The 22,558-nt window shown below is 59.5% G+C and carries 15 protein-coding genes and 1 tRNA gene; 7 read left to right on the top strand and 9 right to left on the bottom strand.

The window, feature by feature from the left end:
• Positions 1 to 48 precede the first annotated feature (48 nt).
• Together CA85_RS04565 and CA85_RS04560 are read right to left on the bottom strand one after the other, a co-directional pair.
• Positions 49 to 1,416, bottom strand: coding sequence for an enolase C-terminal domain-like protein (locus CA85_RS04565; protein ID WP_246112501.1), 1,368 nt, complete (start codon positions 1,414 to 1,416; stop codon positions 49 to 51).
• 18 nt (positions 1,417 to 1,434) lie between these two features.
• Positions 1,435 to 2,067: a response regulator gene (locus CA85_RS04560; protein ID WP_146390121.1), complete on the bottom strand. Its 633-nt coding sequence runs from the start codon at positions 2,065 to 2,067 to the stop codon at positions 1,435 to 1,437.
• A 633-nt stretch (positions 2,068 to 2,700) separates the two neighbouring features.
• Between CA85_RS04560 and CA85_RS04555 the strand changes: the two genes are divergently transcribed.
• Positions 2,701 to 3,807: a DUF4261 domain-containing protein gene (locus CA85_RS04555; RefSeq protein ID WP_146390120.1), complete on the top strand. Its 1,107-nt coding sequence runs from the start codon at positions 2,701 to 2,703 to the stop codon at positions 3,805 to 3,807.
• Positions 3,808 to 3,938: 131 nt separating this feature from the next.
• On the opposite strand, the gene CA85_RS04550 is transcribed toward CA85_RS04555, so the two are convergent.
• Positions 3,939 to 6,728: a hypothetical protein gene (locus tag CA85_RS04550; RefSeq protein WP_146390424.1), complete on the bottom strand. Its 2,790-nt coding sequence runs from the start codon at positions 6,726 to 6,728 to the stop codon at positions 3,939 to 3,941.
• Positions 6,729 to 7,119: 391 nt separating this feature from the next.
• Here CA85_RS04550 and CA85_RS04545 point away from each other — a divergent pair, with 391 nt between their 5' ends.
• Positions 7,120 to 8,583, top strand: coding sequence for a hypothetical protein (locus tag CA85_RS04545; protein WP_146390119.1), 1,464 nt, complete (start codon positions 7,120 to 7,122; stop codon positions 8,581 to 8,583).
• Positions 8,584 to 8,747: 164 nt separating this feature from the next.
• Here the strand turns inward: CA85_RS04545 and CA85_RS04540 are convergent, their stop codons facing one another.
• Together CA85_RS04540 and CA85_RS04535 are read right to left on the bottom strand one after the other, a co-directional pair.
• The gene (locus CA85_RS04540) at positions 8,748 to 9,782 is read right to left on the bottom strand and encodes an HTTM domain-containing protein (protein ID WP_146390118.1); all 1,035 of its coding nucleotides are present in this window, start codon (positions 9,780 to 9,782) and stop codon (positions 8,748 to 8,750) included.
• Entirely contained in the window at positions 9,779 to 10,609 is an 831-nt protein-coding gene (locus CA85_RS04535; RefSeq protein ID WP_186774742.1) for a hypothetical protein, read from the bottom strand. Before CA85_RS04535 ends, CA85_RS04540 begins: the two co-directional genes overlap by 4 nt.
• A gap of 320 nt (positions 10,610 to 10,929) precedes the next feature.
• Here CA85_RS04535 and CA85_RS04530 point away from each other — a divergent pair, with 320 nt between their 5' ends.
• The 4 genes from CA85_RS04530 (at position 10,930) to CA85_RS04515 (ending at position 15,101) form a co-directional block, all read left to right on the top strand.
• Complete coding sequence (locus tag CA85_RS04530) at positions 10,930 to 11,865, top strand: NAD-dependent epimerase/dehydratase family protein (protein ID WP_146390116.1); 936 nt, start codon at positions 10,930 to 10,932, stop codon at positions 11,863 to 11,865.
• Positions 11,866 to 11,965: 100 nt separating this feature from the next.
• Positions 11,966 to 13,183, top strand: a complete 1,218-nt coding sequence (locus CA85_RS04525; protein WP_146390115.1) for a Gfo/Idh/MocA family protein — start codon at positions 11,966 to 11,968, stop codon at positions 13,181 to 13,183.
• A 1,098-nt stretch (positions 13,184 to 14,281) separates the two neighbouring features.
• On the top strand, positions 14,282 to 14,497 hold the full coding sequence (locus CA85_RS04520) for a hypothetical protein (protein ID WP_146390114.1): 216 nt from the start codon (positions 14,282 to 14,284) through the stop codon (positions 14,495 to 14,497).
• A 25-nt stretch (positions 14,498 to 14,522) separates the two neighbouring features.
• A complete protein-coding gene (locus tag CA85_RS04515; protein WP_146390113.1) occupies positions 14,523 to 15,101 on the top strand; it encodes a hypothetical protein in 579 nt (192 codons plus the stop codon).
• Between the two features lie 265 nt (positions 15,102 to 15,366).
• Here CA85_RS04515 and CA85_RS04510 read toward each other — a convergent pair whose 3' ends face one another.
• The 4 genes from CA85_RS04510 to CA85_RS04495 form a co-directional block, all read right to left on the bottom strand.
• Positions 15,367 to 16,179 carry an ABC transporter ATP-binding protein gene (locus CA85_RS04510; RefSeq protein ID WP_146390112.1) on the bottom strand — a complete coding sequence of 271 codons (813 nt, stop codon included), beginning with the start codon at positions 16,177 to 16,179 and terminating at the stop codon, positions 15,367 to 15,369.
• A complete protein-coding gene (locus CA85_RS04505; RefSeq protein ID WP_146390111.1) occupies positions 16,176 to 16,952 on the bottom strand; it encodes an ABC transporter permease in 777 nt (258 codons plus the stop codon). Before CA85_RS04505 ends, CA85_RS04510 begins: the two co-directional genes overlap by 4 nt.
• Complete coding sequence (locus tag CA85_RS04500; RefSeq protein ID WP_146390423.1) at positions 16,949 to 18,148, bottom strand: ABC transporter substrate-binding protein; 1,200 nt, start codon at positions 18,146 to 18,148, stop codon at positions 16,949 to 16,951. The genes CA85_RS04505 and CA85_RS04500 overlap by 4 nt, the downstream gene beginning before the upstream one ends.
• Before the next feature lie 54 nt (positions 18,149 to 18,202).
• Positions 18,203 to 18,276, bottom strand: a tRNA-His gene (locus tag CA85_RS04495).
• A gap of 218 nt (positions 18,277 to 18,494) precedes the next feature.
• Between CA85_RS04495 and CA85_RS04490 the strand changes: the two genes are divergently transcribed.
• Positions 18,495 to 22,481 carry a serine/threonine-protein kinase gene (locus CA85_RS04490; RefSeq protein WP_146390110.1) on the top strand — a complete coding sequence of 1,329 codons (3,987 nt, stop codon included), beginning with the start codon at positions 18,495 to 18,497 and terminating at the stop codon, positions 22,479 to 22,481.
• Positions 22,482 to 22,558: the final 77 nt, after the last annotated feature.

The raw sequence follows: 22,558 nt of genomic DNA, 5'->3' as shown, positions 1-22,558 counted from the left end.
CAGCTCAACACCACTGACCACTTGCAGGGCCGGTCATCGCCGCGCGTTCTACTTGTCGAATCCGAGCCCGGGGCCATTGAGCATCGCGGTGGGAATTTCGCCGCCCCGAATCTCGAACAGTTCGCGATAGCGAGGCATCCAGGCCGCGTTGCCTTCCGGGCAGTATTGGCGACCATTGCTCTCGACAGCAGCAACAGCGGGAATGTGGGCAGCCAACGACGCGGAGTGCAGGAACGAAGCTCCCACACAGGTCAGGTCCTGCACACAGAGGAACAGTTTCTCGTGCTGCGCCACAGCGCCGAGTAACAGTGCTTCCGCATGTCCCTTGCAGGCTTTCAGGGCGATCCCTGAATACCCTTGCTCGACCGCCATGCGAAGACTATTGAGGTCGGTGAGGGATTCATCGATGACGACTGGTTTGAGCTTGCACACGCGGTGCATCGTCACCGCATCGGGACGCGTCAGGTCCCGCGCAGTCGGTTGCTCGATGTACTGCACACGCTCGTAGCCGAGCGGGCAACGTTTCTGAAGTTCAGTGAGCAAATCGAGGACGTAGTCCTCATCGGGACAACGTTCATTGAAATCGAGAGAATAGAAATAAGGCTCGCCTGTCGATCGACCGCGTCGTTTGGTTTGGCAGGCTACCTCATCAACACGAATGATTCGCTGCAGATCCCAATCGGCATCATCACCGGCGAGCTTGAGTTTGAGGTGGGTTAGTTCATTTCGCTCGATCCATTGGTCGAGCGTTTCGGGCAGCCCATCGTCGACCGGCGTAGCGACCTCTTCGAGCGTCAACGGGTCCAGGGCACCGACGAGATGATAGAGCGGCAGCGTCGCAACCGGAGCGGAGGAGACGAACTGATCGAGCGTCAAACCGTCATAGGCTTGCTCGCCGAGAAGTTTCCCCAGGTCGCTAGGGAGGTGCTCCGGCGAAAGCAAATCATAGGCGCTTCGGCTGGTTGCTTTGCCCTGCGCGTCGACGAGCGACGCTTCGATTACCGACCCAGCCAACAGGACTGCGAGCTCAGGGATCGGTGCCGAGAGCGAGTGCTTCTGAGCCACGTCAGCGGCGATCCGCGGCCGCTGAGCGGCAAGCTCCAAGCAGATTTCCACCGGATGCCCCGAGACATCCAACGATTCACAGGCCGCAGCGAGGCTAGCGGCTAGATCCAGAACAACCGATAGTTTCATGGCGTCATCGAGGCTGGCATCAGGCCAAGCCCACGCGACACCCATGGTCATGCTACCGAGTCCCACACCACGCTGGCCATTGGCGAGCGTGGCATGACAGGTCGCGTTGAGCACAGTGGCATCATTGACGACACGGCCGCCGAATTTCATCGGCGTCCGGTAACGGTAGGATTCCGTCTCCAATTGAAACGAAATCCCAATGACTGCTGTCGAGGGTGTCACGCGTCCTTGCATCCTAGACTAAACGAGGTCTTTGCGAACGGCCCACACAGCGGCTTGGGTGCGGTCGGAGACCCCGAGCTTGCGAAGAATGTGCTGGACGTGTTCTTTCACCGTTTCGTAGCTGATGCCGAGCATCTTGGCGATCTCTTTATTGGTCAGGCCAAGGGCCATCTGTCGCAGCACTTCGCTCTCTCGCTGTGTCAGTGGCACGTCGATGTCTTGGCTCATACGCGGCGTGGCCAAGGCACCGGTCACGCGTCGCAGTTCTTCACGAGTCCAAGATTGCTCGCCAGCGAAACAGAGATTGAGCGCTTCGACCAATCGCTCGATCGGAGCCGACTTGAGCACGTAACCGGCAGCACCGAGCGCAACCGCGCGGGCAATGTAGGTGGGGTTGTCATAGCCCGAGAACAGCAAGATCGGCAGGTCGGGATGGTCAAGTTTCAGTCGGCCAAGGGTGTTCAGTCCGTCGCCACCTTCCATGCGGATGTCCAGCAAAACGGCGTCAGGGACGTCGTTGCTGACGAATTCGAGAGCTTCGGTCGCTTTGGTAGCTTCACCGACAATTTCGATGTCAGTTTCACTGAGCGCTGCACGAGTCCCTAACCGCGAGACGGCGTGGTCATCGACAATTAAAAGGCGTTTCGACATGAGGTCTTCTTCCAAGTAGATAAGGTTTGAGTGGGTGGCCCGTCTACCTCAGTAGACGGAACCAACGGCGAAACAGTTCCACTGAACGCCGACCAAGTCGACAGATGTTCTACCCTAACATGGTAGTACTGAGTCAACCGTTCGTGGCAGGCAAGTCGCTCGGATGTCAATCCACCCCCGCGGAGCCATTGTGTTGAAACACCGCAATTTTCAAGACAAACGCTACCTTACGGATTGCACATTGTCCTCAAAAATACCCGAGATTTTCTCCCGGGTGGTTGGAAACTGGCCTGAATGATTTGCATCATTATAAGGTATACACCTATAGGGGGATATTCTGTTCGCAGAAAATCCGGCGGATTTCCAGCGAAAAATCCGTTTGGGCGAAATAGACCGCTGTCGGAGTGTTTCGACCACGCCAGCGAGCAGGCAGAGCCTTCCCTCGAACCGTTCAAAACAGGAAAACTTAGGGCTCAACGGCGAATTTCAGTGCAATTCGGTCGCAAAAACACTGCCGGTGCCTTAGGATTGAGCGATACGAAAGCGAGAAATAGGCGTGACAGAAGACCGATCGGTTCGGCATCCGCATAGAAGCATGGATCGCTGGCAACTCAACCGAATAGGAGTGACGTGATGGCAAAAGGATTGTTCACTCAGGGCATGTGTGTCCTTTTGAAGCGACCGCTGTCGAGCGAAGAGATCCAGCGGAGATTGCAGAGCTTCCAATTGGCAGCCCGCCAAGAGTCCGACGACGCCGAGGCCCCCGAGACGCTCGTGTACGAGTTCCGGCCGCAAACCGAGGGTCATTTGTTAGTAACCCCGGCGGATGCCCCCTGGCCCGACGACATGGGGGACCCCGATGAATCGCCTGAACGCTTCGTCGCCTGGTCGCTCGGCCAATACGGTCCCCTGGCGTTCCCCGGGGGACTGCAACGGGCAGCGGCGCAGTCGTGGGGATGGGAGGGGGCCGCCGAGGCAGTCCAAGAGCATACCGCCCATGTCCGCCTGCTGATCAGTTACATCCTGGGCACAGAGGAGGGCGAGGACGACGACGAAGATGACCTACCTCTGGTCCCGCACGACTATGATGCGATGGCTGAGCTACAAGCACTGACGCGGGCGGTGACCGCGCTGCTCGAGTCGCCCGAGGCGCTGTGCTATTTCAATCCGGGTGGCGAAATCCTGCGCGACGCCGACTTGCTCCGCCAAGGGCTCAACCACGCCTGGAGCCACGAACTGCCGCCCTTGGACATGTGGACAAACGTGCGAATTTTCACCGAAGACGACGGTTGGGTCGTGATGGACACGGTCGGCAATGGCCAGTTCGATCTGCCCGACATGGAAGCGGTTTGCCGCGGCGATGCGTACAAGCCCGGGGACATCGAGAGCTTCTTGCGTCACGCCACCCTCTACTTGCTCGCCGGCGATGAGGATGTCTGCACGGGCGATACCGCCGACGGGCCGGGCGACCTGAGCTGGTCGGCAATCGAGTGTGGCACTTCGCTCTCGGACCCACCCCGCCCCACAATCCGCTGGATCCCCAACGATTCGGTCTCGCCCCCAGAACATTTACTCGATCCAGGTGACGACGATCTCGACGAGGACTTTGACGAACTTCTCGACGACGATGACGATGGTGAGAGCTTCCTCGAAGATCACGAGGTACGCGGCGGGTCGATCGACGACCTCTCCGACGACTGGGAAGACGGCGAGGATCCGCCCGGCTCGGTGCCGTTCTAATCGGCTGCGACGCGGTCGGCGGATAGGCTCCTCGTCGGCGACTTCTGGGCGTCTACGACTTCTGGACACCTACTCCCGAGCGTCGACTCCCGGGAGTCGACGTCTGACGGGCGACGCTGCCGGGATCACCGTCAAATCCCGGTTCCATAGATCGCTGCGGTCGGTTGCGGTCTGATCGGGATTCCTCCGCAAGCCGGCGGCGTGCAGGGGTTTTCACCATCGATGAAGGGGGTTGGCCCGCATTCGATCATGCCCGTCTCACTCGTACCGACCAAGCCCAGCATCGCGTCGGGATCAATGGGGCCGGGGTCGATCCACATCCCGTCGGGGGTGAGCTCCATCGTGCCGAGATCCAAGTCCAGTCCGCGGCGAACGACTTCGAAGTTCACGTAGAGGTTCAACAACCCATTCTGTGAATCGAGCAACGCACTCAGAGCCGTGATGGTATCCCGAGCGGCCGTCGGCCCGCTGCTGAGCCCTCGGGCATCGCGGAATTCGCGAATGTCCTCGTTGATCTCCAACTGAGACGCTGCGATTCGCACCGACTGCCGTCCGAGTTCAAAGTTGATGCGGTTGGCTCGAAGTTGCCGGATCGTCGACCTCATCAGTCGCCAAATACTATCCTCGTAGCCGTAGTACGACCGCTTGGCTTGCTCGTATTCGATCAAGGACTGGCGGTAGGTATTGCGTTCCTGCAGCCGCGTGATGGGTGCATCCCACTGCAAACCCACCCGCAGTGCTCCGGAATCGCTCCGCAGCGCAAAGGGGTTGTTGCCATCGTTGTTGATCTCGCCTGAAAAAATCACATCCAAGTTGCTCTCGAGATTGTCAGCGATAAATTCGATCGAGCGATACCGATCCACCAGGCTGGCGCGGGCATTGGCCCAGTCACGTCGGTTCACACGAGCGATCTGCAATGCTTCGCCGGGATCGATCTCCACTTCTGGGAGGACGAGACTCTCGACTCGAGCGCGGGCTTGAACGAGTTGCAACTCGAGCACGTCATCGCCGAGTTTGGCGAGCAGATCTTGGCTCGCTAGAATCACACGGTCGCGGATCTGTTCGGCGACTTCCGCTTCGTTGTTTGTCCCCGGTCCCGCCGCGACAAATCTCTCGATCGAATCGGTCAGTGCATCGATCTCGGCTTGGTATAGCTCTAAGCGCGAGGAGAGGCGAGCGTAGTTCTCTTCGAGTTCGCCGCCGGTTTCGAGGACTGGCTCAATGTCGAAGATCGATTCATCGACCGACTCGATACCGAGTAGCGAGCAAATCGTGTTCTGCTCTTCGCGGTAGAGCGCCAGCAGCGATTCGGTCTGCCGTCGTCGCTCGGGAATCTGTTCCTGAAGGGTGGCGAGGTCTTCGCGGACCCGCGGCAAATCTTCCTGAACGAGCGATCGCGAGAACCGCGATATCGGTTGCAATGATTGCCGCAGCTCCTCGACGAGCGCTTTGGTTTGGTTGTCCCACGCCACGCGAGATGTCGGCAACCCAGTCGTGGGGTCGATTTCCGTTTCGGCCAAGTCCAACAGCTCAACGTTGATCCTGCCGACTTCCGAGCGAACGGCGATGAGCTCCTCACGACGCATCCGCAAATCGCGATCAATCAGTTCAAACCGTGTCAATGTGGGATCGTTGATCTCGACACAGATGTAGGGCGGCAACCCCAGGTCGGTGAGAAAACCATCGATGGAATTCTGATAGCCGACGCGGCGTGTCACCAAGGCACTCTGCGCGCTCAGCAGTGACGAGCGTGACTGAGAGACCTGCAATCGCTGCCGAATGATCGCCTCGGGATCTTCCGGAATGGTCGTGAGCAGTTCCACGAGCGTGTTTTCAAGTACGAGCAAATTCTCGCCGAGCCGGGCCACATTCTCTTCGAGGTTGCGGATCTGCAACTGATCCTGGAGCAGACCAAAGAACCCACCGGCATCGGGGACACCGGAGTTGAAGTTGAATCCGCCGCCACCGCCGCCGAGGCCGCTGAAACCGCCGCCCAGACCCGTGAATCCACTCAGACCGACACCAAAAACACCGCCGCTACGCTGCACACCTGCGTCGATGTTTCGCCCGGTAACAATGTTGAGGTAGAACCCCCGGCGGAAACGCTCGAACGACCGGACGTTGGCCAGCAGGTTTCGTTCGGCGAGCGTCAAACGTTCGAGCACCCGGTCCCGCCCCGCGTTCCGCAACAGCGGCTGGATCATGGCGAAATCGAGCACCGTCACCGCCGATTGCGAATTGGGACCACTGAGTTCCCACACGATGTTATTAGCCAGACCGACCACGAGGTTACCACCGGTCGCGAAAGCGCGCTCCATCGCAAAATCGCGGCGTCCTAAACTGTATCCGCCCACGGCAACACGGCTGCTGCTGTCGCCAAATTGTCCCGGTCCGGCCGTGGTATAGGACGTGCTCGCACCACCAAAGAACTGGGTATCGAACTGGAAACGCTCGCTACTGACGTCCAACGCCGAGAGAAAGAGACTCTCGAGCTGTTCCTGGTACTCCGGTGAATGCAGCATGGCGATCCGAACCGCGTTCTCAGAGTTGAGCTCCAAAACCCCGTTCTCGTTGAGCGGTAGGTATTGCCACCACCCCGGGTTTTCAGCGGTATTGGTCAGGCCCGCGGCATCCCACATCGGGTAGCCACGTCGGCCGTCGACGCACTGCATGTAGCGGTGCGAGGCGGGATCGTCCAACGGCATCGGCTGGAAATCAGGATCGAAGGGATTGAACATACGGCTGCGCGGGTCGAGTTCGATGTCGAGCCGCGTGTTTACCGGCCGAGCGACGTGCGAGGCCTTTTCCGCGATCAACGCGTTGGCTTCCTTGTTGGCTTGGACGCGGTAGTGCGACCGCGAACAGCCACCTACCCACAACCCACAGACCACCACCACAAGCAGGGGGGCAACCTGCCCCATGATCTGACGATTGAATCGTCGATGAGCGTGAAAATCGTACTTCAGAGCTGGATCGGTCACGTCGTTACCATCCATGGCAGATAGTCAGGTTGGAGTGTTCAATTTCGCCAGCGGTGGCGCGCGGGGTTCCCCCGCAAGTGTTGGTTCGGACATCCCGGGGAACCGGCTTGACCGCTAGAGGCTGAAAAAGCGGTACATCCCCACCTGGCAGGCGCACCTCGTACCTGATAGGCAAGATGTAGGGGTTGGCAGGCTTTCATTTGCCTCGTCAGCAATTCGGGTCAGAAAACTTGGCGAAAAACGCGCGATTGCGCCGCTCTGTCGATTAGACTTGTTGACTAAACTCGGAGGAAATTCTCCGTTCACATCCTCACTTCTTATCTACTGCTCGATGTCGTACGCCCTACTCGGACTACTAATCGTACTGGTGCTGGCCCAAGCTTTTCTGCTCTGGAAGGCCGCCGCCGACTGGAGATGGTATGAAATGGTGGCGATCATCATGACCACCATTCTCGCCGTCATCTTTGTTTTCCCGGTCGCGGGGTCGCTGAAAAGCCGCTCGGCGTGGTACGAGAAGAAGGAACAGCTTGATGAACGCCTAGAGAACGCCCAGATCGAGCAACGCGAACTGCGCAACGGCGACCTCAACAACCCGCTCTCCGAGGAAGGCGTGCTGCCGATGTCGCAAAACCTGGCGGCAATCGGCTTGGAGGCCGGTCGACGGTGGCGCGGTCTGCGGATGACCAATTCCAGTTTCCAGGGCCAGCCCAGCATTGTCTTGACGCAGCCACCCCCGGAAACGCAACCCGGTGAAGAACCGGTTGATGAAGATGCCGACGACGAAGCAGCAGCCGATCCCCTGATCGCTGAGGGAATGGTTGTTTATGGCTTCGGTGAAGGCCGTGGCCCCAATATCGACGTCCCCGTGCCGGTTGGCTATCTCGGCGAGTTCCGAGTCGTCAGCAGCACGCCCAACCAAGTCACCCTGTCGCCCACCGGGCCGCTGATGCAGAACCAGCAGGATCTGATTCAGAACGGGAACGCCAGCAGTTGGTCGGTTTACGAGATGCTGCCGCTCGACGGCCACCGCCCCTTCATCGCCGCAGGAAGTGTCGCTGATGACGACAATGTTTTTGGACGCGTCGACGAACAACTCATCAACAGCATCTTGGCCAAAGCCTCCGCTGAGACGCGAGAAAAGTATCTTCGCGACGGCTCACGCGCCCGCCCCGATGATCCACCGCTGTCGCGTTGGGTGAAGGTCGAGTTCACCGAACCCTACACGATCGTCGTCGATTCCCCCGACCAACGCGGCGCTCTCGAAAGCGGTTTCTTCGACGGTAGCGGCCGGGCTGCCGACGGTCGACTGCAAGTCGGAGACGAAGGAGAAATCAGACTCGCCAAGGGCGACCTGTTGCTCGTCAAGAAAGAGGCTGCCGATGCGATGCGAGCCGAAGGCGTTGCACGACTCGTCGACGAATACTACCTCCGCCCGCTCAACGACTACCGCTTCGTCCTGCGTCGGATCCGGCTGCGAATCGCAGACCTGCAAAACCGCTCGAAAATCCTGGGCTTCGAAAGAGACGTCCTGCAGCGAGCAATCGACGCGACCGTCAGCATGCTCGCATCCTACCAAACTGACAAACTGCTGCTCGAACAGGATTTCGATCAAACCGAAGCAGAACGGATCGCTATCGAAGACTACAACGAAAAACTCCGCGCTCGCGTCAAAGAGACCCGAGAGCGATTGGTTCGACTGTATCGCAGCAACCAGACTCTCGAAGGGGAACTATCCCAGATTCAAGGTACCATTGAATCCCGCGTCAACTCGCTGACCACGACCGGCTCCCGCTAGAGGAACCCGGCCGTGAAGCACGCTCAGAGCTAACAGCCTGGCGGGCTGCTCGGTGCCGCTCGCACGCCCAAACCTCCTTAAGTATCGCTTAATTTGATGCCTATGAGGTCGGCGCGACATCACCTACGGAGTCTCCCAGACCAAACGATTGTACCGCCCTGGCTTCAGGCGGTCTGGCTGGGGCCCTCGAGCCGCTCTGCCGTCGGTCCTCGCCATCGCCGAATCCACTCCGGGCTAATGAAGACGAAATTGGCGGCAATCATCATGATTCCAAAGGTTGCCATGCCCAGCCCGAAGCCGATCCCAGCATGGACACCGACGGCGATCGCTAGCGTCAGGGGGCGCGTCCAACGGGGCCACACCAATGCACAATAAAAGATCTCCCACAACAATGTGACGTGCGTCAGGGCCGTAAACACACCCGGGTAGGCCGCAATGAACGTCGCATCCCAGGACTGGTACTCGTAGTTGCCGACGGCGTACCACAGCGCCGTACCATCCCACCACATCTGGCCCCGCGCTTTGGCCAGACCACCGAACAGGTAGATCACGCAGAGGTGCAATTGCAGTAGCCGCGTCGCGATGTTGATCGCCACACTCGGTTGATCAGCAGGTAGTAGCCAAGTCCAACCTTTCCAAATCGGTTCGCGCCTGCGGCCGAGCACGCGCCGCCGCAACCAGGCATCGACCGAGAACACGGCGCCGCAGGGCGTGAATGCTAAGTACATCACACAGTAGGTAAGAATTTGGTCGAGCCCAAACAGGCTACCCAACAACCGATGCACGATCATGAGCTGGAACCACCACGCCAACGGGCCGCTCAGCCGGGTCAAGAAACCCACCATGAAGGACGCCGACGCCAAAATCACGAGCACGTGATGGGCCGCAATCCATGCGGGACTGTCGATGCTCCAGAGGTACGACCAGGCCGCCGTGGCTTCGCCGAGCCTGCCATCGTGCAGCGCCCGTGACGTGTCGTTGTTGATCCAAGCATCGACGCCGAGGAAAGAACCGAGGTCCGTTGCCAACACCAAGTGCGTGTACAGCAACATCGCCCCTGTCAAGATTCGCAGGATCGCGAGCGTCTCGACATGCCGAGGCAGAAACCAAAACGCGTCCCAGGACCGGACGAAATCAGCTGCGGATCGTTTGACGCGCTCGCGTTCTGCAGCGAGACGTTGTGAAAACTTGCCGTTCATCGCACAGGTCCTCCCTGGACACCGGGCGCATCCAACGGCTGCACCGCAGGAACAGACAGATCCGAACCCAACCCCGGCGGCGGCCCAGGTGGTAGCGATTCAGGACGGACGTCGAGCAGGCTCTCCAAGGGGATCGAGATGTCTTCGATCACGATGTAAGTCGAAGGGTCGTCGAGCGGTGTGGGGTCACTGGCATAGACGACGAAATCAGGCAACCCGTGCTCGACCCGGTCAATCCGCACACTTCGTTCACCGAACTGGGCTCGCAAGTGGTCGGTCATCGAACCCAAGATGCTGTCATACCGTTCCCGCCCGAGCCGCCATGCCTTGAGCTCCTCCAGGGGCAGATCCGGGCCAACCCACTGGGCTGCATTGGCAGGCAATTTGGGATGGTAAGAGTCATTGAGGAATTCAGCCAACATGAAGTGACGGTGGTAGAGCAGTCGCGGCCACTGCTCGTTCAGGTCCGGATACCAGTGGACGTCCACATCATCCGCCCCCCCCTCCCCTGCGCCCAAGTCGGAGCGAGAAGTCTGGTTCGAGTCGCCATCGCCATCGCCATCATCATCGCCTCCGACGACGGCTCGCATGAGGTGGCTGGGACCGGGATCGGGAGCGAAAAACGCATAGCCGCGATCCAGATAGAGGAACTGACCGTAGGCAGCCAACGGCGCCAGCAGTTTCGACACCGAGGGCGACAACCCGCGGGGACCGCGGCTTTGAAACGCCATCGGAGGCGTGAAAACAGCAGCCAAATGCATCAAAACCAATAGGCTGAGAGTCACCCGGAGGCGTCGCGAGAGCGCAGGTGCAGAGGGGAGGGACACGTGAAATCACCAGGCGATTCAGGAGGTGGAAAACGAAGTGCCCAAAATAGTCGCTGGCACCGGGATGTATAGCCGGGTTGAGAGGATCCTGGACACGATCGACGCTTCCGCTTCATCGCTGCGATGCCCCTCATTCGACTGGCCGCAGCCATCTGGTAACTTCACGGTTCCTCAGTGGACCTCGTGAACGCTGTCATTTCACCGCATGTTCGCTCCCTCGTGTGCTCGTCACCGAGAGACCTGCGTGTTGCAGTTAGAAACGGACCGCTTGCGTAAGATCCACTACCAACCTGATCCCTCTCCTGCAGAGCCCTCTATCGATGCCTGACACGCCCACCGCTCGACGAAAAATATTGATCACTGGTGGAGCGGGCAACGTGGGCGGATCGCTAGCCTGTCGCTTGGCGGCGTCGCCACGCAACGATGTTGTCGTGGTGGATAATCTGGTGACCGGGAGCATGCAGAAACTGCCCCCGCCTTCGACGCCGAACTTTCGGTTCATCAAAGCCGACGTCAATGACCTCAATGATCTCTCGCCGATCATGACAGCCCACCAGTTTGACGCGGTGTTTCACTATGCCGCCCTGGTCGGTGTGCAGCGGACGTTGGCCAATCCGGTGGCCGTACTGCGTGACATCGATGGGATCCGCAACGTGTTGCTCTTAGCGAAGAACACAGGTGTGCGGCGGGTGTTCTACGCCAGCAGCAGTGAGGTCTATGGTGAACCGGTGGAACTGCCGCAGCACGAACAGACGACACCACTGAACTCGCGACTGCCCTACGCCATTATCAAAAACTTGGGTGAATCGTACTTCCGGGCCTACCACCAAGAATTTGGATTGCCCTTCAACGTGTTTCGGTTCTTCAATACGTATGGTCCGAAACAGACAACGGATTTCGTCATCCCGAAATTCATCGAGGCTGCCCGAGCGAATCAAGACATCACCATTTACGGGGACGGATCCCAAACACGGACGTTCTGCTATATCGACGACAATCTCGACACGACCGAGGAGGTGCTGGCCGACGAGTCACTCGCGGGTGAAACCATCAATATCGGCAGCGACGTCGAGGTCACCGTGTTGGAATTGGCCCAGCGAATCGTGGAGGCGGTCGGCAGTCGCTCGCAGATCGTGCATGTCGACCCCTTGGCCGAGGGCGACATGACCCGTCGCTGCCCCGATATCACCAAAATGAAGAGGATTCTTGGCCGCCCGCTGACCCCGCTCGATCAAGGGCTCAGCAAAATACTTTGAAACGTTTCGATGCTCAACAATTCTTTGCTCAACCATGCTGTTTTCGGGTAGAATAGAATAGTGCTCTCCTCGCCTGCCTCCCCACCCCGACGCCAGTCAATTGACCAAGCCATCAGCCTCTACCGGCGCCCGCAAGCCCCCGTCGCAGCCTGCGGGCTCGCCCTTGGCCGCCCATGTCGCTCGCGCGGCTGGGAACCGTCGTGAGTTTTTTGCCCGCAGCACCATGGCTCTTGGCAGCACCGTGGCCCTCGGTGGATCGGCTGTCGTGGCCGCGGGCGAGGCGGCCGTGGCCGACCCCCGCGCGAACCGTATCGGTGTGCACGCGGGCGGTAGCGACCGCATTCGAATTGGCCTGATCGGCTGCGGTGCCCGCGGGAAGGCGGCCGCCGTCGAAGCCATCGCAGCGGGCAGCGACGCTACGAACGATGCCAGCGCCGCCTCGGGCGTCGAACTCGTGGCCATGGCAGACACGCAAAGCAACCAACTGCAGACCGCTTACCGGACCATCCGAGGGCGGCAACGTCATGGCGTGGAAGTAGCCGGGCGACGTTTTATCGGTCCCGACGGCTGGCGTGGGGTCCTCGCCAGTGACGTGGATTTGGTCATCTTGGCAACTCCGCCCGAGTTTCGCGCGTTGCATTTCGAGAATGCCGTTGAAGCGGGCAAACATGTCTTCATGGAATGTCCGATCGCGTCCGACGCTGCCGGCGTGCAGCGTATCGCGCAAGCTGGGGTACGCGCTCGATCGGCAGGCCTCGCAGTCGCTGTTGGGCACCAACGGCGACATGAGCTGCGGACTCGCCAGTGCGTGGAGAGATTGCGGGGCGGCATGTTGGGGGAACTGACCTACGCACGAACGTTTGGAGGTGATCTCCACGATGATCGACAAGTCCATCGCCTCGATATCGTGAACTGGGTTCTCGATCAAACACCGCGGGCGGCTCGCGGCTTCGGCGGCGTCAACGAGGACAATGTCCCCTACCACCTCGTCGAGTACACCTACGAGACCGATTTCCCGTTGATCTCTCAGTACCGAAAACACCGTGGCGGTCGACAGCACGGGGAGTACTTTCATGGAACCCTCGGCAGCTGCGACATGGCCCATGGCTCGATCCGTGACCGCAGCGGCAAAGTCATCTGGCGCAGTGAGGCCAAAGAGATCCGAGGCAAGGGTTGGCAGCGTCAATTCAATGAATTGATCGCAAGCCTGCGAGCTGGCGAGAAACCCTGGCAGCTCGATCAGGCGATCGCCAGCACCAACGCTGTCCTGCTCGGCCAAGCGGCAATCCAGAGCGGTCAGCGAACGCGGCAGCTCTGAGCCATGCAGCCGAGTGCTGCGGCGCGTTGAAATCAAGCCACGATGCCTCAGCGTCCGCATTGATGGCGGAGTCATAGTCGACCGACGGCTCCGCCCGTCGCGAGAATCCACCCCTCCCCAAGCCTCCTCAGCTCAGACGGGCGGAGCCGTCTGGCTACATTGTCGACCGACGGCTCCGACCGTCGCGAGAATCCACCACTCCCCAAGCCTCCGCAGCTCAGACGGGCGGAGCCGTCTGGCTACATTGTCGACCGACGGCTCCGACCGTCGCGAGAATCCACCACTCCCCAAGCCTCCGCAGCTCAGACGGGCGGAGCCGTCTGGCTACATTGTCGACCGACGGCTCCGACCGTCGCGAGAATCCACCACTCCCCAAGCCTCCGCAGCTCAGACGGGCGGAGCCGTCTGGCTACTTTGTCCACCGACGGCTCCGACCGTCGCGAGAACCCACCCCTCCCCAAGCCCCTCAGCTCAGACGGGCGGAGCCGTCTGGCTACATAGTCGACCGACGGCTCCGACCGTCGCGAGAACTCACCACTCCCCAAGCCCCCTCAGCTCAGACGGGCGGAGCCGTCTGGCTACATAGCTACTCCGGCCGATTGGGCGGGAGGCCGAACAAGTTGCCGGACCGGCAGTCCGCTCGAACCTTCGAGCACGGTCAACGGTGTCGCCGGAAACAGACCGGCCCCAGCCTCATGAAACGTACATTTCGTCGCCAAACAAACTAACGTGAACGTTCTTCCACCAAGGTGGTCGTCCGGAGAACAAATCGCGGTTTTTCGCCCGTTGGAACAACCGTTCCGCTTGGAATGATCGATCTCTGTCGCTGGCTGCACGCGATGACCTTCGAGTTCCCGGCTGCTCGAGGTCACAACGGGGGAGGTTGCAGAAACGTGAACATTGCCGGTGTCCGCATCGTTGACCACGGCCCTGACCAGGAACGGCACTGCATTTGCTCATCGTAGGATGTTCGCGGGCAGTTTTTTAAGCAGTCCGACGTGGACGCCGAGCGTGAAGCGTCTGGGAGCCCCGGACCGCGAACGGCGAAACGGTGCTTGCTGCACGACGCTGAGAACCGAGAATTGAAAGGTCAATACCATGGTCGAAACGACGAAACAGGGTGAAGAGGATCCACAACAGCGCGATGAGGATCCAAACATACCGACGAGTGAACGCGGTAAAGGTGAAACCATGCCGTTTGAAGAGCGGACTCCCGGCGGCGTTTTTGGAATTGTCGGCTTAAGCTACCTGGTGGTTTTGCTGCTCGTCGCCATCGGCATCGGCCTGTGGTACTACCTGTATTACGTAAAGTAATAACTCGAACAAAAGAGACGAAATCATGAAAGCGGCGTGTTTAGTTGCAGAATATGAATCGCAGCAGGAAGCAGAAGTCGGCATGGAAGTGCTGCGAAAGTCAGATTTCAAAGCCGATGCGGTGTCCGTTGCCTGGAAAGGACACACCCGGGCTCTGGACAAAGTCGACCGGCGTCCGGACGACCCCAACGACGTCGACGTAAAGACATCGGCAGAAATCGGGGCTGGAATCGGTGCACTCGTCGGTACCCCTTTAGCCATCGGATCGGTAATCGGCCCGATCATGGTCGCGGGGCCGTTGGCGTCCCTCATCGGTGGTGCTGCCCTCGGCGCGGTGGTCTCGGAGGCTGGCGAAGAAGACAACCCACAGCGTGACGGTACCGACGGGGCGGACTCGCGGGGTCTTTATGCGATGGCGAATCACTACGAGATCAATTCCCATTCGGCCGCCGAGTATGAACAACGGATTCACGACGGGGCGATCTTGGTGATCGTCGCCAGCACTCCGCCTCGCCTGGACGAAGCCCAGCGTTCGCTCAAGACCACCGGACCGGCCAGCCTCCAAAGATTCGAGTACCGCCAGAGTGACCAAGTAGCACCTTAGGCGGGGCGGTAGTCAAACGTGCCGCGACAATTCGCTCTTTAGCGACTGCCCGGCAATCAAATTCCGAGCAGCGATGCCACTCGATGCGATAGACCTGAAACCGTCTCGTAGCAGTGAGGTCTTGTCGTTTCTGGAACGCTACCCAGACCCGACGCACTTCGCGATCACGGCGATGCTGGGAGAGTCGAACGACGATCCTGCAGCGAGTCTTCCAAAAAGAGTGACGTGCCGCAAACGCTCAACAGCCAAAGCCGATCGTTCTAGTTCATTCCGCAGATGGACGCGCTCGAGAATCTGATGGGGCGTCCTCGTTTCTACCGAAATGATCGATCCCCATCAGATGAAAAATCTCATCGCGGATTCTCAAATATTCTGGGTCGTCGAGGCTGCGTGGTCGAGGTAGGTCGACGGGGATCACGGCTTTCACGCTTGCCGGCCGCTTGCTCATGACAACAATCCGGTCAGCCAACTGCACGGATTCGTCCACGTCGTGAGTCACGAACAGGATCGTCTTGCGTTCCTGACGCCATATCTCGATTAGATCGGCGCGCATCTTCAACCGGGTCAGGTAGTCCAGCGCACCGAGTGGTTCGTCCATGAACAACACGTCCGGATTTGACGCCAGGGCGCGGGCGATTTCGACACGTTGATTCATGCCGCCCGAAAGCTCACGGGGGTACGCCTTTTCGAATCCCGCCAAACCGATCATCTCGATGTACCGCTGAACCGTCGCGGCGTTTTCATCCGCAGTCGAACTGCGTAACCCGAAACCGATATTTTGCTCGACCGACAGCCAGGGAAAGACGGCGGTGTTTTGAAAGATGAACACGCGCCGCCGGTCTGGCCGCTCCACAGGCACACCATCGATGCGAACCTGGCCATGAGTCGGCTCGAGAAATCCGCAGGCAATGTTGAGCAGCGTCGACTTGCCACAGCCCGACGGGCCGACGATGCAGATGAACTCGCCCTCGCTGACGCTCAAATCAATTTCGTGGAGCACCGAAATCGGCGATCCGCCGTCGGCAGCGAAGTCGAGCGATAGATTCTCAATCTCGATCTTGGGGCGGGCAACGCTCATCGTTTTGCTGTTCCTCTCCGCGACAACGCCGAACTCTCGATTCTCGCCATCGCCGAATCCAAGCAGATTCCGATGATGGAGATCACGATCATCGCAGCGACCACGAGGTCGTAACGCAAATTGTTGCGAGAATCATTAATTTGAAACCCCAGTCCGGACTGCACACCGAGCATCTCGGCAGCAACCAACACCACCCAAGCGATCCCCAGGGCGAGTCGCAGCCCCGTCAAGATCTGAGGGAGTGCCGCGGGCAAGATCACCTGAAATAGCATCGCCATCCCACCGATCTCGAAATTCGTCGCCACCCGGAGATACTTCGCGTCGATCCCTTCGACGGCAGACGTTGCTGCCGTGATGATCGGAAAAATGGAGGCGAGAAAGATCAGAAAAATCGCAGACAGATCGCTCGGCTCCCACCACCTCACACCGCCAAACATCAAGACAGCAATCGGTAACCAGGCGATGGGCGAGATGGGGCGGAGCAGCTGCACGAGAGGGTTCAGCAAGTCACGAACCCACCCTGACCAGCCGATCGCGAGCCCCAGCGGAACGCCTGCTAGCACCGCCAGAGCAAACCCCCACATGACGCGGAAGACCGAGGCAATGATGTAACGCCAGAGCAATCCCTCACGGGCCAGATCCCTCAACCCCGAAAGGGCGAGCCACGGTCCGGGGACGTCCGTGCGGCCATTGCCCCACGTAGCCAACTGCCAACAGAGCACAAAGAGTCCGATGCCAGCCAACCCCAGCAGAAACTTGCGAACCCGCCTCACGGCTGCGTCTCGGGTCCGAGATCATCAACCGTTCCTGCATCACCGACCGCGCCCGCCTGAACAGGCAGGGCCCATGTGCCGGACCGTTCAAAAGAGTCGTCGGCATAATCGTCAAAGCCGAATGGATCATCGGCTGTGATCGGGCGAAAACGGAAGAAACCCAATCGTTCGGCGTAACCTTGGATCTCCTCAAAATCCTCGCGTGCCAAATCGAGCTGGCTGTAACGAACTCGATCTGGGGGCCGGGTCAGGACAAACTTCAGTAGCTCGGGATCCTGGTTGTAATACTCCTGTTGGGCTGCAATCAAGGCTGCCTGCAACCGCGGCGTGTGGCCGAACCCAGGTGGGATCACGAGTTGGTCGGTATCGTGAGAGCCAGCTTCCTCGCCGCGGGACAACCCCACGATCAGCTGGTCATCGCCCTCGTCGAGCCATTTTCCCGACGCTGAGATCCCCTGCACGAGCTCGTTTACCAACTCTGGGTCACGCTGTATCAACCGTTCGGTCACCACCAATACACAGGAGATGAACTCGGGCCAAATGTCTTTCGTGAAATAGAGAATCCGTCCAAACCCATCCATTTCAGCTTTCGCAGCAAAGGGTTCGCCAACGATATACGCGTCGAACTGGCCCGCTCGCAGCCCGGCGGGCATCTCCGGGGGTGGGTAGTCGATCAACGTGATGTCATCGTCGTCGAAATCAAACTGATCTTTGAGTTTCTCGATCAAGATCCGTTGATTGGAGTACCGATGAGGGATCGCGATCCGACCGCCGCGCAGATCGGCGAAAGTTTGGTAGGGCGAATCGGTCCGGACGACGATCGCGGTCCCGTCGCGGTGCCCCAAATGGACCATCTTGACCGGCGTGCCCTGTCGCTGCATCACCATCGCCAACGGCGCCAATAGAAATGCTGCATCGAGGTTCCCCGCGTCGATGTCTTCGGTCATGGCGGGGAAGTTGGTGTACCGCCAGGAGACAAACTGCGAGTGCTCCGGAGAATGACGACTCACCCAACTAGTCACGGGGCAGGTCAGATGGCAGGTGACCGGCAGATGTCCAATGCGGAGTGATTTGCGTGCCCCGCTCTTCTCGGGCTGGGCAATCTCGGAGACCGAATGAAAAATGCCCAAATTGAAATGGGCATGCAGCACCGTCACCGTTACCAGGGCGAGCAGAATTTTGCCAATGGGAGCCATCGTCACCTGGTCTGACGAGCGTTCCAGCCGGGAAATCACGTGATTTTGAGAGAGGGTGGCTAAAGGGGCTCGAACCCTCGACCTTCGGAATCACAATCCGACGCTCTAACCAACTGAGCTATAGCCACCGCGTTTCGATCTCTCAAACCAGCGATTGAAAACCGCCGGTTCAAAGACGCCACAGACGATATCGAGTGTTCCCCAAGCGGTCAATGCCGGAGAGAGACGAAAAAATAGGGAAGTCTCCGCCAATTCTCTCATTTTGTTGCCCAAAACAGGCACGGCTCAGTGGAAAATATGTTTGAATAGTGATTCACCATCCACTTCCAAACTCATCTGATAGATTATGGCCCAAGGGGACGACTTCAGCGGTAGGGGATGGTTGGATCCAATCAGCTCCCGTGACACCGAGCAGAGTAAGACCGATCGCGACGACGCCACTCGCGACCACGCTCAGCGTCCCAGGCTCGGCAATTCGCCGTGGACGGTGGGCGAGGTTGTCTCGGGATTCAAATTGATTCAGATGGTAGGGTACGGCTCCCAAGGCTGGGTGTATGAAGCTCTCGAGATCGCGACAGACAAAACGGTTGCGTTGAAGCTGGTTCCTTCGGCCACCCCCAAGGCCGCCGTGCGATCGAAGACCGGCTTCCGCCGGATGAAAAAACTGCAGCACCACGGGCTGGTTCGACTCCACCGCATCCTGCAGGAAGAGGACGCCGTCGCCTTCTCGATGGAACTGATCGATGGCGAAAATTTGGTCCAGGTCCTGCGACGCTGGAAGAAGCTGCCGCTGCAGGAAGGCTGTGAGCGATTGCTGGAGATGCTGCGGCAGGTCGGTGCCGCCTTGGCGTGGCTGCACGCCTATCAGCTCGTGCACCGGGACATCAAGCCGACCAATTTGATGATGACTCACGATGGCTCGCGATTTGTCATCGTCGACTGTGATCTCGCGGGCGAGTTCGAAGCCGAGAGTGACCCCCAAAACACACGTAAATACCTGCTTTGGACGCCCATGTACGTGGCCCCCGAAGTTCTCTTCCGTCAATCCTATTGTCCAGCCAGCGACATTTTTAGCCTCGGCATGGTCGCTCTCGAAGCGCTGCGGATGTTCTCCTCGGCGCAGCGACGGCGAGATCGCCAGCTGCATGAGGCCGCCGCCCCAAATACCGATCCGGCAGCGTTGGAGACCGACGAGGAGGAGATCCCTCGAGACGATAAAAGCAGCGATTGCGATCGCGAATACATTCTTTCAGCAATGGTGGGACTGCACTCCGAAATCCCGAGCAGCCTGCTGGAGATTGTCCATGAAATGCTATCCCCTCAAGTTTGCGACCGGCCCACCGCCATGGCGGTAGCGCGTGTGGGAAGCTCCGGCATCCCGATCCCCCCCCTCGCTCTGCAAAACCGCGCCTCTGCCCGGGCGGCAAAAATCACCGAAAGCGCCCGCGAGAAGGAGTTGGCCGAGTTTCGTCGCTGGTGCCATCTGATCATGGGCGGACAGGTCAAACGCCTCCACATCGACGGCACCTCTGGGATCGGCAAATCCACCTTTCTACAGTTGGCGATCGAACACCTCCGCTCTCAATCGTGGCCGCTCGTCTTTGTGGCACGGTGCCAACGTTTCGAACAGATACCGCTGCAAGCGTTTAGCCAAATCGCTGACGAGATTGTGATCCGCCATCGCCGGGGTGATTTTGACAAGCTCCCGGTCGACTCGGTGAGTGAATCGATCCTGCAACGCGCCTTACCTGGATTCGGCGAGGTCCTGGAAGTCGACTGGTCGCAACCTCCGATCGTCACATCGGAGAAACGCCCCGGTGGACTCGAAGCCGCCTTGAAGGTCTGCGACCAATTGAGACAGATCGGCCCGGTCTTCTTTGTAATCGACGACGTGCAGTGGGCTGACCAAGATACGCTGCACACGCTCGACCACATGCAATCCAGTGCCGGTACGCGTGTTAGCACGCCGCTGCACCAAGGCCTTGGCCTGATCACCGTCTCACGCTCGGGAGGGGACCGCCAGCAGTTCCCGCCGGATGCCAATATTTCCCTCCGCCCGCTCACCCGCGACATCATTGCCCAGGCCATCCTCAGTGAAGCGAGCCTGCAGGGTGTCGACATCAATGACACCCAACTCGACGCGCTCAACGAGCAGATCGAAGGGCAACCCTACCGTCTCGATGCCTACCTCAGCGAACTATCCCCCTCAGGTCTGTTAAACAATCCGCTCCCAGCTGACGTGGCGACACCGTCAAACAATGGCGTCCCTCCACCACCGGCAGGCCAGGGCCCCCTCGCAAGCCACGAGGCATTATCGAACAACGAAGTGCCTTCGAGCCAACAAGCCTCCACTAACCGAGAAGCTCCATCGATCGAAGACGTTTGGCGACACCGCAGCGACAGACTCAGCCAACCCGTTGCCGATCTGCTCAACGCGATCGTGGTCGCCGGACGTCAAGTCACCTTCCAACATCTGTGTGCAATCGAGCCCAATGCGGCGCTCTTGGATACGCAACTCGAGGAACTCGTCGAACAGAGACTCATCGTTCGCGATGGATCCGATGGTCAGTTCATCCGCGTTTGGCACGATCGATTGGCCAATCAGTTGCGATCGGCGCTCCCCGCCGAGCAGCGTCATCGATTGCACCGCCAGTGGGCAGTGAGCCTTACCGAGTTTCCGCTGTCCGCCGGCCGGATCGCTGAGCACTACGAGCAAGCCGGTGATATCAACGAGTTCGTCAAGTGGGCGAAACGGGCCGCCGAGCAGGCCCAACAGGTCTACGCGCATCTCGAAGCGGCGCGGTGGCACCGGAGCGTGGCTGCCCATTGCGACGGCGCCGATCGCATCGATGCGCTGCGTCTGGCCGCCGAGAGCCTGCAGCGTTCAGGCAGGCCCTTCGAAGCCGGCCAAATTTATCACGAACTCTCCGAACTGCTCGATGGGCAACCCCGCTTGGATATCGAGCTCGAGCAGGTGGATTGTTTCATTCGCTCGGGGCGGTTTGCCGAAGCGGTCGAGTATCTCGATCCGCTGTTAGCGCGTTTAAACCTGCCGCGACGCAAATCGCCGTTGGCGGCCAAGCTATCGATCGCCTGGATGCTGCTGCGGCGGTCGGTCTCCAAGCCGAATCTAGAACTCCCCGCTTCGCAATTGACGCCGCCGCGCCCGGACCTGCAGGGAAACCAGATCGCGGCCTGCGGCGCCCTCGTCCGCCCCCTGAGCATGTTGGACAATTTGCTGTCTGCCGAGCTCAATGTGTTCAGTAGCGAATTGGTGAACAAGTACGGCTCCCGTGCGGAAAAAATTGAATGGATCATCGGCACCTCCGTCTTCGCTTCCTACCGGCCCGGTCGCAAACGAGATGCCGCGACCAACGCCTTCGCCAAACTCGGCTCACAACTCACCGATGACGATTCCCCTGGCTGCCATGGCGATGTCCGGAGCGGTGCGGCCTGGGCAGCCGGGATGAGCGGTCGCTTTCGCGAAGCGCTCGAGTACATCGAACAGGCTCGCAGATGCTATGCCGATAGCGAGCGACACCATGGTTTCGAAGTCGCCCACGCGAGTTGTCTCGAAGCGGTGTGCTATTTCCAAATGGGTAACCTGACCGCTCTGGCGTCAATGGTCGACGACATGCAGCTCGAAGGAACCCTTACCAACGATTTCTTCGTGCTCGCGATGGGGTCGCTCGGCTACAGCTCCACCGCATTTCTCATGCGTGGCGACCTGGCAGCGCTGCATGATCTGTATGATCAGTTGATCCCGCGTCTGCAAAAAATCGGCAACGATGCCTTCGCCATGGCCGCCCCCACAGAGACGCTGCTGCGCGCGATCTATCGGAACCGCCGCAGCGATACCGAAGCGGTCATCGCGCGTGTTGAAATGGAGTGCCGGCGATCCACCACCCACCGCAGCCAAATGGTGCAGATCCTGCTGGCCGAACTGAGCGCCATCGCGAACCTGTCCTTGCTATCCCAGCGGCGCGAGAAACAACACCGTCGGTTTCACCAACTGATCACCTCGCTTCGCCGCCAACGCCTCGATGCTGCGGAAGTCAAAGCGGATTTGATCGAAGGGATCGCCATGGTCCACTACCCGTCTCTTTTTTCACGCCAACACCAGCAGGTACGCGACCAAGCCCACCGGCGTCTCGTCCGGGCGGCCGAGTCGGCCGAAAACCAGGGTCTCACCCCAACCGCCCTGGCCGCCCAGGATGAGCTGGCTCTCCTCGGCGGCGAAGAAAATCCCACCAAGCTCGAGCAATTCTTGGCGGAGCAAGGCGTCGCCGATGTCCCCGCCTTCGCGCGGCTCTATCGAGGTGCACGCGATTGAACAAGATGCACGCGATCAGATACGCCCGGCAGGATTCGAACCTGCGACCGTCGCATTAGAAGTGACGTCAGCAAAAC

The organism is Allorhodopirellula solitaria, assembly GCF_007859855.1.
Taxonomy (GTDB): domain Bacteria; phylum Planctomycetota; class Planctomycetia; order Pirellulales; family Pirellulaceae; genus Rhodopirellula; species Rhodopirellula solitaria.
Note: the sequence above shows the minus strand (reverse complement) of the source record. Positions and strands in the feature narration are given on the sequence as shown.

Bases quoted from the DNA above. Each gene is read 5' to 3' on its own strand.
- CA85_RS04500 (WP_146390423.1), bottom strand. From the start codon at position 18,148: ATGGCTCCCATTGGCAAAATTCTGCTCGCCCTGGTAACGGTGACGGTG.
- CA85_RS04530 (WP_146390116.1), top strand. From the start codon at position 10,930: ATGCCTGACACGCCCACCGCTCGACGAAAAATATTGATCACTGGTGGA.
- CA85_RS04520 (WP_146390114.1), top strand. From the start codon at position 14,282: ATGGTCGAAACGACGAAACAGGGTGAAGAGGATCCACAACAGCGCGAT.
- CA85_RS04515 (WP_146390113.1), top strand. From the start codon at position 14,523: ATGAAAGCGGCGTGTTTAGTTGCAGAATATGAATCGCAGCAGGAAGCA.
- CA85_RS04490 (WP_146390110.1), top strand. From the start codon at position 18,495: ATGGCCCAAGGGGACGACTTCAGCGGTAGGGGATGGTTGGATCCAATC.
- CA85_RS04560 (WP_146390121.1), bottom strand. From the start codon at position 2,067: ATGTCGAAACGCCTTTTAATTGTCGATGACCACGCCGTCTCGCGGTTA.
- CA85_RS04540 (WP_146390118.1), bottom strand. From the start codon at position 9,782: ATGAACGGCAAGTTTTCACAACGTCTCGCTGCAGAACGCGAGCGCGTC.
- CA85_RS04545 (WP_146390119.1), top strand. From the start codon at position 7,120: ATGTCGTACGCCCTACTCGGACTACTAATCGTACTGGTGCTGGCCCAA.
- CA85_RS04555 (WP_146390120.1), top strand. From the start codon at position 2,701: ATGGCAAAAGGATTGTTCACTCAGGGCATGTGTGTCCTTTTGAAGCGA.
- CA85_RS04510 (WP_146390112.1), bottom strand. From the start codon at position 16,179: ATGAGCGTTGCCCGCCCCAAGATCGAGATTGAGAATCTATCGCTCGAC.
- CA85_RS04550 (WP_146390424.1), bottom strand. From the start codon at position 6,728: ATGGGGCAGGTTGCCCCCCTGCTTGTGGTGGTGGTCTGTGGGTTGTGG.